Source organism: Terrabacter sp. AAH1 (assembly GCF_054456855.1).
Genome location: NZ_JBTJJV010000014.1, coordinates 35,900 through 51,141, shown reverse-complemented (window position 1 = coordinate 51,141; position 15,242 = coordinate 35,900). Strand labels below are relative to the sequence as shown.

10 protein-coding genes are annotated in these 15,242 nt (G+C 69.1%); 8 read left to right on the top strand and 2 right to left on the bottom strand.

Features of this window, described 5'->3' with window-relative positions:
- Positions 1-11: 11 nt before the first annotated feature.
- Positions 12-1,154 (top strand): non-hydrolyzing UDP-N-acetylglucosamine 2-epimerase, encoded by a 1,143-nt coding sequence (gene wecB / locus ACXR8F_RS17820; RefSeq protein WP_458802506.1) that lies wholly within the window; start codon positions 12-14, stop codon positions 1,152-1,154.
- Positions 1,151-2,233 (top strand): DUF6270 domain-containing protein, encoded by a 1,083-nt coding sequence (locus ACXR8F_RS17815; protein ID WP_458802504.1) that lies wholly within the window; start codon positions 1,151-1,153, stop codon positions 2,231-2,233. The genes wecB and ACXR8F_RS17815 overlap by 4 nt, the downstream gene beginning before the upstream one ends.
- Before the next feature lie 8 nt (positions 2,234-2,241).
- Here ACXR8F_RS17815 and ACXR8F_RS17810 read toward each other — a convergent pair whose 3' ends face one another.
- Both ACXR8F_RS17810 and ACXR8F_RS17805 read right to left on the bottom strand, forming a co-directional pair.
- Positions 2,242-4,257, bottom strand: a complete 2,016-nt coding sequence (locus tag ACXR8F_RS17810; protein WP_458802502.1) for a heparinase II/III family protein — start codon at positions 4,255-4,257, stop codon at positions 2,242-2,244.
- Positions 4,254-8,720, bottom strand: coding sequence for a glycosyltransferase (locus ACXR8F_RS17805; protein WP_458802500.1), 4,467 nt, complete (start codon positions 8,718-8,720; stop codon positions 4,254-4,256). Before ACXR8F_RS17805 ends, ACXR8F_RS17810 begins: the two co-directional genes overlap by 4 nt.
- Positions 8,721-9,119: 399 nt before the next feature.
- Here ACXR8F_RS17805 and ACXR8F_RS17800 point away from each other — a divergent pair, with 399 nt between their 5' ends.
- The 6 genes from ACXR8F_RS17800 to ACXR8F_RS17775 are packed head-to-tail and all read left to right on the top strand — an operon-like array spanning position 9,120 to position 15,214.
- On the top strand, positions 9,120-10,379 hold the full coding sequence (locus tag ACXR8F_RS17800) for a nucleotide sugar dehydrogenase (protein ID WP_458802498.1): 1,260 nt from the start codon (positions 9,120-9,122) through the stop codon (positions 10,377-10,379).
- Positions 10,380-10,406: 27 nt separating this feature from the next.
- Positions 10,407-11,174, top strand: a complete 768-nt coding sequence (locus ACXR8F_RS17795; RefSeq protein WP_458802626.1) for an O-methyltransferase — start codon at positions 10,407-10,409, stop codon at positions 11,172-11,174.
- A complete protein-coding gene (locus ACXR8F_RS17790) occupies positions 11,171-11,596 on the top strand; it encodes a hypothetical protein (RefSeq protein WP_458802496.1) in 426 nt (141 codons plus the stop codon). Before ACXR8F_RS17795 ends, ACXR8F_RS17790 begins: the two co-directional genes overlap by 4 nt.
- Positions 11,593-13,809: a glycosyltransferase gene (locus ACXR8F_RS17785; RefSeq protein ID WP_458802495.1), complete on the top strand. Its 2,217-nt coding sequence runs from the start codon at positions 11,593-11,595 to the stop codon at positions 13,807-13,809. The genes ACXR8F_RS17790 and ACXR8F_RS17785 overlap by 4 nt, the downstream gene beginning before the upstream one ends.
- Positions 13,806-14,468, top strand: a complete 663-nt coding sequence (locus ACXR8F_RS17780; protein WP_458802494.1) for a hypothetical protein — start codon at positions 13,806-13,808, stop codon at positions 14,466-14,468. Before ACXR8F_RS17785 ends, ACXR8F_RS17780 begins: the two co-directional genes overlap by 4 nt.
- Before the next feature lie 8 nt (positions 14,469-14,476).
- The gene (locus tag ACXR8F_RS17775) at positions 14,477-15,214 is read left to right on the top strand and encodes a hypothetical protein (RefSeq protein ID WP_458802492.1); all 738 of its coding nucleotides are present in this window, start codon (positions 14,477-14,479) and stop codon (positions 15,212-15,214) included.
- The last annotated feature ends 28 nt before the right edge of the window (positions 15,215-15,242 follow it).

Genomic DNA, 15,242 nt, shown 5'->3' with positions numbered 1-15,242 from the left:
AAGCAACGCACATGACGAAGAAGATCATGACCGTCTACGGCACCCGGCCCGAGGCGATCAAGGTGGCACCCGTGGTCAAGGCCCTCGAGGCCCACCCCGACTTCGAGTCCACGACGGTGGTGACCGGCCAGCACCGCGAGATGCTCGACCAGGTCAACGACATCTTCGGGATCACGCCACACCACGACCTCGACATCTTCGCGCACGGGCAGACCCTCAACTCGATCATGGCGAAGGTCTTCGACCGGATCGACCCAGTGCTCGACCGCGAGCGGCCCGACGCCGTCATCGTCCAGGGCGACACCTCGACCGTGGCTGCTGCCTCGATCGCCGCGTTCTACCGGCAGATCCCCGTGGTGCACGTCGAGGCCGGTCTGCGCAGCGGCGACATCAGCTCGCCGTTCCCCGAGGAGGCCAACCGCAAGCTGACGAGCCAGGTCGCGGCCCTGCACCTGGCCCCCACCAGCACGTCGCGAGACAACCTCATGCGGGAGGACGTCGCCCCCTCCTCCATCGCGGTGACCGGCAACACGGTCATCGACGCCCTGTTCCACACCGTCGAGCAGGGCATCGCCTTCACGGACCCGCAGCTCGCCGCGGCCGAGGCCTCCGGACGCCCGATCATGCTCGTCACCACGCACCGGCGTGAGAACTGGGGCGGCGCCATGGAGGGGGTCGGCCGAGCCCTGAAGACGCTGGCGACCCGCTACCCCGACCAGCTCGTCGTGCTGCCGGCCCACCGCAACCCGATCGTCCGCGAGGCCGTGCTCCCCCACCTCGAGGGCCTCACCAACGTCGTCGTCACCGAACCGCTGGCGTACGGCGAGTTCACCCGCCTCATGGCCGCCTCCACCGTCGTGCTCACCGACTCCGGTGGCGTCCAGGAGGAGGCCCCGTCACTCGGCAAGCCGGTGCTCGTCATGCGCGACAACACGGAGCGCCCCGAGGCGGTCGAGGCCGGCACGGTGCGGCTGATCGGCACCGATGAGCAGCGCATCGTCGACGAGGTCAGCCGGCTCCTCGACGACCGCGCCCACTACGCCAGCATGGCGAACGCCGTGAACCCCTACGGGGACGGGCAGGCCGCGCGCCGCTCGGTCGCGGCGATCCAGCACCTGTTCGGCCTCGGCGAGCGCGTCGCCGACTTCGCGTGAGCGAGGCGGCACCCGGCCGCCGCACGGCCGGGCCGGCGAGGGTGCTCATCCACGGCAGCTGCGTCTCACGCGACACCTTCGAGTTCCTCGACCCCAAGACCTTCACGCTCACCGACTATGTTGCGCGTCAGAGCATCATCAGCGCGATGGGTCCATCCGCTGCGGAGCCGCGGTCGCTGGCCCTGCTCACGAGCGCCTTCCAGCGCCGGATGCTCGCGGGAGACGCAGCATCCTCGTTCCGGCAGACCCTGCGTGAGCACGCCGGTGAGGTCGACCTGCTCGTCCTCGACCTCTTCGACGAGCGTCTCGGCGTCTTCGAGCACCTGGACGGCTCCTTCAGCACCGACTCGGTCGAGCTTCGCTCGCTGGGCGAGCAGGGGCTGCCTGCCGGCGCGCTGCACCACCGCATGGGCAGTGGGCGCCACCGAGACCTCTTCGAGGCCGCGCTCCACGAGCTGCGCACCGATCTCGACGCGCTGGGCCTGCGGTCACGCACCGTCCTGCTGGCGCCTCGCTGGGCCGACCACGACTGGGAGGGGGGCGAGCCGGCATCGAGCTTCGGCGCGAACGCGTGGGCGATGAACCCGGTCTTCGACCGCTACGTCGACCTCGCCGGCCGCCTGCTCGACGTGCCGGTGCTGGGAAACAAGATCGACGCGCGCTCGGAACCCGAGCACCGTTGGGGCTCAGCGCCTTTCCACTACGACGACGAAACGTACGCGGAGCTCGCCGCCTTACTGTCGGCCCACTCCCCTCGGCGATCCGGTTCCGTCACGGCCGGAGGGGGCGTTCGCGTCACGACCCTCCGCCGCCGAGGCGCGCGGCCGATCGTCACCCTGCGCCAAGCGGGACCGGAGCAGATCATCGTGACGACCCGTTCGGCCGACGCGACGGCCTACGCGTTCCAGCTGTACGCCGGCACGGAGCAGGTGCGGAAGGTGCACTACCGACGCTCCCCCTCGCACGTCTTCGACGTGTCAGGGCTGGGACCGGGCCCCTTCCACGTGCGGGCCTTCGTCAAGGACGCTGCCGGTGGCCGCACGCCCGTCGTGAGCGAGCGCCTGCGCCTCACGCGCTGAAGGGGGCGTCAGCGCACGTAGAGGGAGTCGGTCGTCCGCGCCGCCGCAGGGTGGCCGTGTCCGGTTCTCGCGTAGCCGCGCACCCGGTAGCGGCCGGGCGTGAGCCCGGTCCACGTCGCCTCGTCGGACCTGGAGTATCCGACCTCCTCGACGAGGGTGGAGCCGCGGTAGAGCTTGAAGGCGTACTGCGCCGCCCCGGCGGCCCACACCCGGACACGCAGAGCGGCGCCGGTCGAGTCCTCGGTGAGCTCGGTCTCGATGGTCACCTCGTCCTCGGTCGGCGCCGGAGTGGACTCGACGACAGCCGCCGGGTCGGCGGCCGACTCAGCCGCGCCGACGTGTAGGGGCTCGTCGAGCACGTGGATCGTCGTCGACAGCTCCACATCCTGGCCACGCAGTCGCTGCCGCACCACCGGTGAGGGCACCGCCTCACCGAACCGCGGGAAGCGCCAGCCGGCCACGCGTGGGGGCGCTTCGCCGACGTGCAGCGCCTGCTGCACCGGCGTCGCCGACGTGAAGGTGAGCGCGAGTCGGCGCCGGCCGGCGCAGACCAGGTCGAAGCCGTCAGGGCGCAGCGCGACCTCGAGCCCCGGACCGACGTGCCAGTAGACGTCGTAGTCGTGCAGCTCGGACGCGTGCACCCGGTCGACGAGGTCGATGACGGTCGCGTCCCCGCCGCCGACGTCGAGGGTGCGCTCGTGCACGGCACCCGCGAGGCGCCCGTTGCGGCCGGTGACGCGGAAGCCGTCCGGCCGCACGTCGTCGACGCGCAGCCCCACCTCGCTGGCCCGGTCGTCGGTGCGGGCTGTGCTGCGGCCGTCCACGACGAGCGTGTTGTGGGCGTGCTGCGAGTAGGCGTAGCGGGTCAGAGGGTCGGCGTAGGTGTAGCCGTGCGGCCCGGCCTCGACGAGCAGGTCCAGGCCGCCGCTCGTCAGCCACAGCGAGTTCTCGTCGGAGTGCTTGTGGTAGCCGGAGTTGTACGCGGCGGAGAAGTAGACGTACGTGGCGTCGGGGTCGCCCCACGCCGAGCGGTAGACGGCGTAACCGGAATCGGGCAGCACCAGTACGCGGCCGTCCGGGCGGCTCCCCTGGGCGCCTCCCGTAGTGGCGTAGAGCATCTGCTCGTCGTGGAAGACGTCGCGAGCGACGACGGCGAGGTTCGTCGGCTGCGTGTCGCTGACGAGCGGGTAGCGGCCGTTCGGCATGACGGCGTGGGTGGCGTAGGTCGTCGCGTTGGCCAGGACCGTGGTCAGCTCGTCGACGTGGCTGAGGCCGACGTCGCCGGCAAGGTCGCGGTGGTCCTTGAGGTAGCGGGAGACGAGCACGTGGTAGTTCGGCGCGTTCTCGATGTGTACGCCCTCGGGCGTGAAGCTGTCGAGGAAGTAGTCGACCAGGCGCTGGTGGGCGACGCTGACGAGCGCACGCCGTGAGTCGTCCTCGCGCCAGTCGGCCATGGCGGCGTACGACAGCAGCGCGAGGTCCTGGAACATGCCGTGGTTGTTGTGCCCGGCGTGGAACTCGTCGGTGGACAGCAGGGCAGCGTGCAGGTCGAGGAAGTCGTGCAGCCAGTCGGCTTCGTCCGGGCCCAGCGCGGTGAGGCCCGGCAGGAGGGGCAGCACGTGCAGCACCCGCTGGGCGGTCGTCTCGTCGTGGAAGGCCATGGGGTGTGACGATCCCGAGAGCGGGTGCGCGGCATCCCATGCCTTCAGCATGTCGAGGACGAAGCGCCGGTCGTCGTGTCGGGCGGGTGACTCGTTGAGCTGTGCGGGCAGGTCGCCGAGGAAGAGGAAGCCGTGCAGGTGTCGGGCCCGCGAGCGGTGGGCCGTGTCGCTCCACGGCTCGGCCGTCATGTCGAGTCCGATCGGCACCAGCCCGAAGTGGAGCGTGTCGAGCACATGGTCTCGCAGCAGCCGGCGAGCGCGAGCGATGCTCTGGGTGGCGCGTCCCGTGGGAAGCCGCCTCGCGACGTGAGCGGCGAGGCGATCGAGGTCGAGGTGGCCGGGCTCAGCGGCTGGTCCGGTCACGGCGCGGCCTCGCCGGCGATGACGCTGAGCAGGCGGCCCAGCACCACGGGTGCGTCGAAGCGCCGTCGCGCCTCGTCCTGCCACAGGCTCGGCTCGCGTGAGGCTTCAGCGATGCGGTCGACGATGGCCTCGACGCTCGAGCAGACCCAGTCGCGCGGGTAGACGAGGTCGGCGCCCGGCCATGCGAGGGTCGCCGGCAGGGCGCCGGACGCCGCGCCGTCGGCGATCGTGAGGTGGAAGGACTCGAAGTCGCTGACGGACAGGGCGATCCCGATGCTTCGGAACCACTCCGGCATGTCGTCGCCGTGCCCCTCGAGCTCGACGCTGCCGGGGTGGGCTGCGTTGAGCGCGTCGACGCGCGCGAGCTGCCGGTCGTACCACTCGAGCTCGTCAGGGCGGTGCTGCATCCAGGGGAAGTCCGCTGGCACCTTGCCGCGCACCCGCAGAGTATGGTCGAGACCGCGTGCGCGGAGACCTTCGACGACGTCGAGCGCGAGGTCGAGCCGCTTGGTGCGCGGCACGATGCCGACCATGCCGATGGTCGTCGCGGCCCTGTCGTGCTTGGGGCGCGCGAGGTCGTCGACGTCGACGGGGTTGGGCACCACGTGGCACTTCGCGCGGGGCAGCCCGTGACTGCGGACGGCCGCCTCCCTGACGAGGTCGCCGACGAAGACGTACGCGTCGACGTTCTCGTGGTGGATGCGGGAGAGATAGGGGCGGCGCAGCTCCTGCGAGTGGACGCGCACGACGAGCCGCTGGCCGGGCATCATCCGCTGCGAGTACCAGACGGCGTTGCCGAGGCCCCACTCGCAGAACACCACGTCGGCCTCGCCGAGCAGGGCCAGCGACCGGGCCTCGTCGTGGTCGCTGTGCGACTGCCACTCGTCGAGGGTGACGACGGCGCCCTGCCGGTCCAGCTCGGCGAGCAGCGAGGTCGCGAACTTGAGGTCGTGGCCGGCCACCAGGACACGGCTGCCGCCCAGGTGCGGGGCCGCCGCGACGGGTGCGGTCGCCTCGGTGTCGGGATGGTGCACGGGTCGGACACGCGGCACGAGCAGGCGCACGCCGTGGAGGCCGGCCGCTCGAAGTGCCTCGTCGAGGCCGTCGTGCTGGCGCAGCACTGCCGCGGCCACGAGACCGCCGCTCACGTCGGCTCGGCCGACGGGAGCCGCCAGGGGCTGCCCGTGCCCGGATGCGTCGTTGACGACGGGGACGATGCGCTCCCAGGGGCCGAACCACTGGGCGAGGAGGAGATCCTCGAAGTGAGTGCGCGGGACGGCCGAATCGAGCTTCGCAACGAAGTCGCACGACGTGAGGCGCATGCCGTCGGCCACGTCACGAACTTGGACCCCGTTGTCCGCCAAGGTCTCTCGCGCAGCGGACGTCACACCGGTGCACCAGACCTCGGCGGGCGGCACGGACTGTGAGAGGACGGCACGCAAAAGGTCTTCCCGGGCCGGGTCGAGCGCGACGGCATACGTCGGCAGGCTCGGCGCGGCGACGGGGATGCCGGCCGTCCGCGCGACGATCGTCATGGCGTGGTCGACGGTGTGGGCGCGCAGGACAGCGCGCATCTGGAGCCACGCCTCGCGCAGGCGCGCCTCGGGGTCCTCGCTCCACGAACGCAGAAGCGCTCGCCAGACGTGGGGGTCGTCACTCGTCGGGATCGCGCTGCCCAGGGTCTCGTCGATCCCCCGACCGGGCCCGGACAGGACGACGCCGCCGCAGGCGGCGACCTCGATGACGCGACGGGAGAACATCGTCGGGGAGTCGGACACGGAGTTGACGTTGAGGCTCACCAGATGGGCCTTGTAGCTGTCGACGACGTCGGCGTAGGGCAGCGATCCGCGCACCGACCGCGCGAACGACGGCGGGAAGTGGTACGGCGAGTCGGGGAGGTCGGCCTGCCGGTCGTAGATGGCCAGCCCGAAGGGGCGTGCCGTCTCGAGAAGACTCGAGAGCTCGGCGGAGCGCTTGGGGTAGCGGTCCCCGTAGTACGTGCCGGCGTACGAGGCGGTCGGCTCGAACGGTCGCTGTCCGGGGAGTGGGTTGTGGATGCGCGGCTGGGCGTAGAACGGCAGGGCGGAGACGGTGCGTACGGTGCCGGCTCCGGCCGACGCGTAGTCGACGACCTTGTCGGCGTCGGTCGTGAAGACGTGGTCGCAGAGCGAGGCCGTGCGCACGAACCGGTCGAAGTGGACCGGGTCCTCCTTGTTCCAGAAGACCGAAGGGATCCCGAGCTCGCGAGCCCGGCCGAGCAGCGCCGCGAGGTCAGCATGCTCCTCCGGCGAGTAGTAGCCGACGCCGTGGTGCCACTGCCCGCTGTTGCCCTTCCACGCCGACTCGACGAAGACGAGGTCGAGGCCGTCGAGCTGCTCGGCCCAACGGTCGCGTCGGAGCGGGACGGTCTGGAACGACGCAGCGAGAGTCTCGGTGGTGAACTCGTCGGCGACGAGGCCGACGCGAAGGGACGACAGCGCCACGGGCCCGGCCTGCTGGGCGGATGCCCGTGCGACCTCGCCGGCAGCCGTGTGGGCCTCGCGCATCAAGTCCCCGAGGCCGTGCCACGTGCGCTCGTCGATGCACCAGAGCCGGCCTGCCCGGCCGAGGTCGGCGCGGCGGTCCGGATCAGCGACGAGGGCCTCGAGCACGTCCGCCAGGGCCGCGGCGTCACCAGCGGGGAACAGCAGCGCCCGCGCCTCGTCCGGGCCGGCGATGTCGCGGTGCGGTGCGACGTCGGAGAGCACCACGGCCTTGCCGCTGCTCAGGGCCTCCAGCGGCTTGAGCGGCGAGACCATCTCCGTCACCGGGAGGGATTGGCGGGGGCACGGCATGATGTCGAAGAGGCTGACGAGTCGGGGCACCTGGGCAGACGGCACCCGCCCGACGAAGCGGACGACGTCGTCGAGCCCCAGCTCGGCCACCTGCTCCTTGAGCGCCGGTTCCGCGCTGCCCGAGCCGGCCAGCGCCACCTGGACGTCGACGCCGCGGTCGCGCAGCAACGCCGCGGCATCGACGAGCAGGTCGAGGCCCTCGTAGGGCACCATGCTCCCCGCGAACCCGATGACGGGGACGTCGGTGCGCACTCGCTGCGCGGCGGCATACGCCTCGTCCTTCGGGAGCGGCACGAACTCGGTGGGATCGACGGCGTTGGGGGCCACCGTGATCCGCTCGGCCGGCACCCCTCTTCGGACCAGCTCGTCGCGGGTCTGCTCGGTGATCGCCAGGACGGCGTCGGCCTCGCGGGCGACGAGGGTTTCCAGCTCGGACTGGATCGCGAACCGCTCGCTCTGGTCCCAGCCCGGCTTGTCGGAGGCCTCGGTGATCTCCCAGAGCCCGCGCACCTCGTAGACGAAGGGGACGCCGAGGCGGCGGGCCGCGATCAGGGCAGAGAGGCCGACTCGGTAGTTCGACGCGGCCTGGATCACGCTCGGGCGCCGCAGGCGGGCCTCGCGGACGAACGCGTCGGCGCACTGCTGGATGTAGTGGTCCGTGGGCGTCGGGGCGAGCGCGCGCCCGGTGAGGTGGACGTACTCGATGCCGTCGACCTCGGAGACATGGCGACGCTGCGCCGGCTTCGGCACGTCCGCGCTGATGTCCCAGGGGTAGCCGGCCCGGCCGACGACGACGACGTCGGCACCCGCCGCCTTCAGGCCTGCTGCCACTCCACGCGTCCGCAGGGAGTAGCCGTTGGTGTTGAAGGCCGGCGTCGAGTGGACGCAGTAGAGGACCCGTCCACGCTCGGGAACGTAGGCGGCCCCGCTGCCCCGGGCCGGCAGCGACACCCCGTCGCGCCGGAGCCTGTCGGCGGCTAGGATCCGCTCGGCCAGCTCGGCGTCGCGCGGTTCGAGCGCGCCGACGACTTCGGCGTGCCCGGCGATCAGCTCGGCGGGCTGACCGATGAGTCCTTGCTGGAACCAGGCCCTGCTCAGCACGTGGCCGAGGCGTTCGGGGGTGGGCGCCGACTCGAAACGCTCGAGCAGCTCGGCATAGGTGTAGTCACTGAGCCGTCGCTCGGACGGCTTTCGGGAACCTCCGACCGGCGCCACCGAGGCTGCGTCGACTCGACTTGGGGCTTCGAGGGTCGAGGTGGCCTTGGCTGCGGACGTCGAACGCGTCGACCGGAGCAGCCCCGCGGGGGCCGTGATCGTGCGGCCCACCCGGTAGGCGCGAGAGCCTCGAACGCGCTTGAGGTCACCCTTGAGGCGGGCCGTCTCCGCGCGGTAGGCGTCGAGCGCCGCGTTGGCGCTGCCGAGCCGGCGGGTCAGCTCGGCCTTCTCGCGACGCAGGCGCTCCAGCTCCTTGCGGTCGCGGTCGGCGTTCTTCAGCTTCTGGCGGCTGCGACGGTCGCGGTCGCTCAGGTCTTGGAAGCGGACCAGAAGGTCCTCTGGGTCACTGGTGATCTCGGCCAGCAGTCGCCGCTCCAGCTCGCGCGGGTCCCGCTGCTCGTCCGAGTGCACCACGTCTTCTCCCACCCCTTGTCGTCAGATGCCTTGGCCGGGCAAGTCTAGGAGAGCCTCCGGCGATCATGGCGGTCCGTCGCCCTGCCTCGTGGTCGCGATGGCCCCACCGACCCCGACGGGTCCGGTGATTCAGCAGGTATCTCACTCGTCACAGGCTCGCCCCAATCCCCTCGGACGGTCCCAGCCACCGGGACGCGGAGTGCGGCAAGGCTGCCTACACAAACTGCACCCTCTATGCTGGGCCGGGCATATATCTCAAATCGCCGATTTGTGGGACAGAAACCCCGTACTTCGTGGCCAACCGCCGCGACCACGCGACCTGTGACCACACGCCCGGGAACGTGATGTCAGTGCATCCGTGACCGACGCCCAGCCGCATGACCCATGGACGGAAAACACATGAATCGCAACCTTGTCGTCATCGGTCAGGGATACGTCGGCCTGCCCTTGGCGGAGGCCGCATCATCCGCCGGATACCGGGTGACGGGCCTCGAGCTCAACGAACGCACCGTCCGCACCCTGAACGCCGGCTCCTCCCACGTCGGCGACATCAGCGACGAGTCACTGGGGCAGATGCTCGCGAACGGTTACCGCGCCACAGCCGACCCGCAGTGTCTGAGCGACGCGGGGACGATCGTCATCTGCGTGCCGACTCCTCTGGGAGACGACGGCTCGCCCGACCTGAGCGCAGTCGTGAGCGCCTCCCAGTCGGTCGTCGCTCACATGGGATCCCGCCCACTGGTGGTCCTCGAGTCCACGACTTACCCCGGCACCACCGACGCCGTGGTGCGCCCCATCCTCGAGTCCGGTGGCGGCAAGCATGGCACCGAATTCCTCCTTGCCTTCTCACCCGAGCGCGTGAACCCCGGTGACCTGAAGTTCGGCATCCGGAACACCCCCAAGCTCGTTGGCGGTGTCGACGAGGAAGCGACCGCCCAGACGGTCGCGTTCTACTCCGACTTCATCGAGACGGTCGTGCCCCTCAAGGGCGCCCGTGAGGCTGAGACGGCGAAGCTGCTGGAGAACACGTACCGCCACGTCAACATCGCCCTCGTCAACGAGATGGCTCGCTTCTGCCATGACCTCGACATCGACATCTGGGAGGTGATCAGGGGCGCCGCCACGAAGCCGTTCGGCTTCCAGCCGTTCTACCCCGGCCCGGGCGTCGGAGGCCACTGCATCCCCATCGACCCGAATTACCTCAGCTATCAGGTCAAGAAGACGCTCGGCTACCAGTTCCGGTTCGTCGAGCTCGCCCAAGAGATCAATAACTCCATGCCGAACTACGTGGTCAGCCGCGTTCAGGATCTGCTGAACGACCTGAGTCTCCCCCTTCGCGGAACGAAGGTGTTGCTGGTCGGGGTGACCTACAAGCCAGACGTCGCGGATCAGCGCGAAAGCCCAGCCCGCCCAATTGCCAAGCTCCTGCATGAGCGGGGCGCGGTGGTCAGCTACCACGACCCCTTTGTCCCCGAATGGCAGCTCGAGGGCGGGACCCTCACCTCAGCCGACGACCCCTACGCCGCCGCCGGCGAAGCGGACGTGACTGTCGTGCTCCAGAATCATGCGGACGTCAGTCTGGACAAGCTCACCGAGAACGCGCGCACGCTCTTCGACACCACCGGCGCCTCCACCGATGGCCTGGCCCACCGTCTCTGAACCGGCACAAGGACGAAGCTCGTGACGATGACCGATGACCATGCTCGGGCCACCGAGGACCGAGACCCTGGGACCGACCTGGCTACGTTACGCGCAGACCTCATCGCCCATCTGGAGTGGAGGGTTGCGGAGGCGCAACAGACCACGGTCAAGGAGATGGCGTCGCTCGATTATCTGAACCGGACCCTGCAACCGAGCGCGTTCATCCCTGCTGCCGGGGGGTGGGCTGCCTCCTACGAGATCATCGCGACTCTGGTTGCTCGCGTTCTGGCTTCGAAGGGTCCGACTCGCTATCTCGAGGTCGGCTCGGGCGTATCGACCATCTGGCTGGGCTTGGCCATGAAGTGCCGAGGAGACGGGTCCGTGACATCGTTCGAACACGACCCGGACTTCCATCGGCGGGTCGTGGACCTCGTGGGCCAGCATGGACTCGACGACGTCGTGGAGGTCGTTCTCGCTCCGCTCACGAGCCAGTCGGAGCCGGGCACGCCGGACTGGTATGACATCGACGACTGGGCGCCTGCTGAGCTGTTTGACGTTCTATTCGTCGACGGCCCCCCGGGAACGACGGGATCTAGTGCCCGGTACTCCGCCTACCCGCGGCTCGCGCCCTTCCTGTCCGATGGAGCCCTCGTCGTGCTCGATGACGTGCACCGCCCGGACGAAGCCGCGATCGCGACCAGATGGCAGAGCCTCGAGGTTCCGGGGCACACCTTGGTGCATGACCAGAGGGTCGGGCGCAGCGCCCTCATGGAGTTCCGCAGCAAGCAGCACACGGAGGACCCCTCAACATGATCACGCCTACAGAAGCAAGCCCAGACCAGGCGCTACGCGCTCCGACCTTCAACCTCGTCCTGTCCGAGCCAGCCCAGACGGTCTCTGTCCACCTGGTCAGTGCCGGCCCGGTCCCGCCGAAGGCTCTAGCGGTATGCATCGTGGATCCGGCCGGACCAGGTGGCCCGCTGGTCGAAAGACGTAACGGCTGGACATTCAGCCAGAAGCTCGAGTCGAGCTTTGTCTACGCTCCGGCCACGGAGAGGCCAACCGTCATCTCCCTGCCGGTGGCGCACCTGCTGCACCCCGCTGGCTCCCTCACCGTCACGGTCCATCCGTGGGCACCGGGCTCGGACGAGGCCGCGGCCGCGATCGAGGAGGTCTGGTTCGGCGTCACTAGCTCCAACAGTTCGCTTGACGTCTCCAAGGTGGTCCGCTCATGACTGATTCGCGGGCCCCTCAAGAGATCGACGTCTCCGTCGTCATCGGTTTCAAGGACTGGGGCCGTGATCGGCTGCTTGTCTCGATCCGCACGATCCTCGATGCGCTCGAAGGCAGCGTGGGGGAAGTCATCGTGTCCGACTACGGTTCCGCGAACACCGCGACCCTCCGCGAAGATGTCGAGAACGCGGGTGCGCGATACATCCACACGGTCACCGACGGCACGTGGTCACGTGCACGAGCGCTCAATGCAGGGTTCGCAGTCGCACGGGGCAAGGTGCTCATCTCCACGGATGCCGACATGGCGTTCACGCCCGGTTCCCTTACGACCGTGCGCAAGCTCGTCCAGCAGGACCCGCGAACCGCGGTCGTGCTCCAGTGCAGGGATCTCCCCGCCGCCTACGCCGTCGACTCCTTCACCGATGCGCCGATCGACTGGCCCGAGCTGGAGCGGGCATCGCGGCTCCGGCCGCGCTGGGGAATGGGCGGCATGATGGCCGTGTCCGTCGCTGCGTACGAGCACGTTCAGGGCTTCGACGAGCGCATGGTGATCTACGGCGGCGAGGACCTGGACTTCGCGGAGCGACTTCGACGTGCCGGTAACCGAATCCACTGGATCGAAGACCCTTCGGTCAGGATGTACCACATCTGGCACGAGCCTTCCCGCACGGCGGCCGATGCCACCCCGGAGGGTCGCCAGGCAATAGAGACGAACCGACGGATCTACCTTGACGACAAGAGCGTCGTCCGCAACACAACGCGATGGCTGCACCCCCGAGCGGACGCTCCGCCCGCTGTCACAGTCGTCATCGCGACGCACAACCGTGCCGACTTCATCGCGGACAGCATCAACTCGGTGCTCGCCCAGACGATGCAGGACTTCGAGGTCCTCGTCATCGACGACGGGTCGACGGATGACACGGCTGAGGTCGTGGCATCGTTCTCCGACCCCCGAGTCCGATATGTGCGACAGGCCCCCGCAGGCGTGGCGGCGGCACGCGCACACGCTGCCGAGCTGACAACGAGCCGCTACACCGTGATCCACGACGACGACGACCTCATGCTGCCCTGGCGCCTCGAGGCACACTTCGCTGCGTTGACGCCTGGGGTGAATGGCACGTATGGCGGGTGGGTCGACTTCGAAGACAGCACCGGCGCGCTGGCACCCGTCAATGGGCGCGTGCTCTCCCTCGGCGCCATCCTGTTCTCCGGCAAGGTCTACGCACACGGGACCCTGATGATCGAGACGGACCTCCTGCGCCGAGTCGGTTACGACCCAACGCTACGCAGTGGCTCCGACTACAACCTGGGTGTGCGACTGATGCGCGCGGGCGCGCGAATGGTGCACACCGGCGAGTACCACATCATGCGCCGCCTGCACGATCGTCAGATGACGACGGTGGACCCGGTGGTCCAGAAGACTTCCGCAGTCCTCTCGTCCTTCATGGCACGCAACGGCATGCTGAACGCCGACACCAAGGCGCTCCGCGACACCCTGGGCAGCGCAAAGGCGCCGGTTGTTCGCGGGTCTGGCGACGTCACGGCGCACGTTGGGCGCTACCTCCCGGATCACCTGGTCGGGCGACTTGCCGTCGTGCGGGTGCCCGCCGGAGCCGAGCCGTCAGGAGCAGCCCGAGATGTCCTGTCCCGAGCTGGGTCGCGGGTGCACGTGCTCGACGACGAACACAACGGGTTCGTCGACCACGTTCTCACCAAGGTGCAGTGGGCCGAACTGGCGGCGCTCGCGACTGCTCGACTGGATGTCACCGTCCACGACGACACCAGCGATACCGCGCAGGAGATCCTGTCTGGGGCCCTTGTCTCCGGCGCGCTTCGTCGGCTGCGTCTCGTCGCTTCCAGAGCCGAGGAACCGGTGGTCGTTGTCGTGAGGCACCAGCCAGGGGATGACCGCACGTCCGGCGAAGTGGACGACCTTGCATCGGTCACGTCCCCACTTGGGGCGCGCTCTCAAGGGTCCCGGGTGGTGCATACCGAGACGGGTGCAATCCACCTGGATGCGCTGGCCGTCGACCCGTCCGCGGATCTCCTTGACGCGATGTCATCGCTGGGCTCAGCCTTGGGCGCCTCTTCGGTCACTGCTGCCGCGCAATGGACCCACGAAGAGCTCGCCGCACGGCTTGCCGCGAGGGCCACCCCCTCCGCTGACCAAGCGGCTCAACAAGCAAAGCACCTGAATGGAAGAACGCCCGCATGAAGATCTCTTGGCTGCCGCGCGACGAGACGGGAAGGCAGGGCTTCCGCGCAGAGGTAGGTCCGTATGACGCCGTTCCACCCATCGACACGCTCTTTCTCGACGGGGCGCCGCTGCTCATGAGCGCCGACCGGATGGGGGTGGCTGCTTCCCTCGTGTTCGGTCGCTTCGCGAGCGGACCACTGGAGCTTCCGCGCTCGTGCTCGCCGGCCGCGGCGTCCGCCATCACAGCTTTCCTGGCTCCCGTTTCGGTGTCGGTGTCCCCCGTGGACCACGAGCCCCGCGCCCTGCCGATCGGAGCCGGTCTCTGCGTTGCCGCGGAGGAGCGCGACGAGTTCTCCGAGCCCCAGAACGCCTGGGGCGAGCGGCGCCGGTTCACCGTTAGAAGCATGAGATCCGATCGGTACTCGGGGTCCTTGGCGTCGATGACCAGCTTGTCCTTGGCCACCAACGGTTGGCTGCTTTCGGATGCTGCCGCGAGCCCGCTTGCGAAGAGACTGCCATCGCTCGCCGTCACCGTGCTCTATGCCGAGACCCTTCAGGTGGACGAGATCATGGTGCCGGACCTCGAGTCGGACCCCGCGCTGGCCGCCCGGTTGGGCGAGCTCCTCGCGTCGGTACGCCTCGGGCTGTCGCCGTTGAGCGTCGGGGCCGCCGCATGAGTCGCGTGATGATGATCGGCACCAGCCGGCTACACGAGCCTGCCGAAAGGGCAATGGACGACCATGTCTTCGAGCCTGCTCTCCTTGGGGCCGGCTACTTCCACAGTGCGGGTCAGGCGGTGGACGTCCTGCGCGTGGTGACGTCGGGGCTGCCTCTGACCGAGGACCAGTCTCGGTTGTTCTTCCGGCGGGACCAGACCCCCCGCAACCCCTTCGATGCCGGCGTCTTCACAGCAGCTGGCCTGGCTCGCCTCCGTGACGAGTGGGCGAAGGCCTGGGCCGAGACGTCTCACGTCGTGGTCGAGGTGTCTTCGTTGAAGAACTACGTCCTTGATGGCCTGCACCTGCAGGGGAATCCGAACTACTACCTCAACGCGCCGTACAAGGACGTATGGAAACAGGGCTACTACGCCCACTATCTTCCCGACCTCGGCGTGTCGGTCGAAGACGACGACGTCCCTTCCCTGCATGAGGCCTTCAGCGCGCTGTTGGAGGCCTGCGGTACGCGTCGGCTCACGGTGGTTCCGCACCTGGTGAAGACCGGTGAGGTCGGAACCGTGCGGGCGCAGCTGTTCGAGGCAATCGAAGAGGCTGCCACAGGGCTGGACATCAACGTCTTCGATACCCGGCCGCTGGTTGACGAGTTTGGCTTCCGGGTGCTGGACGATGGGACTACAGACATCCACCATCTGCCCATGGAAGGCTGCCGGAAGTTCGCACACGACTTGGCTGAAGTCAGGGTCTGACCTCTCTGGTGCACCAACACCAAGGCAG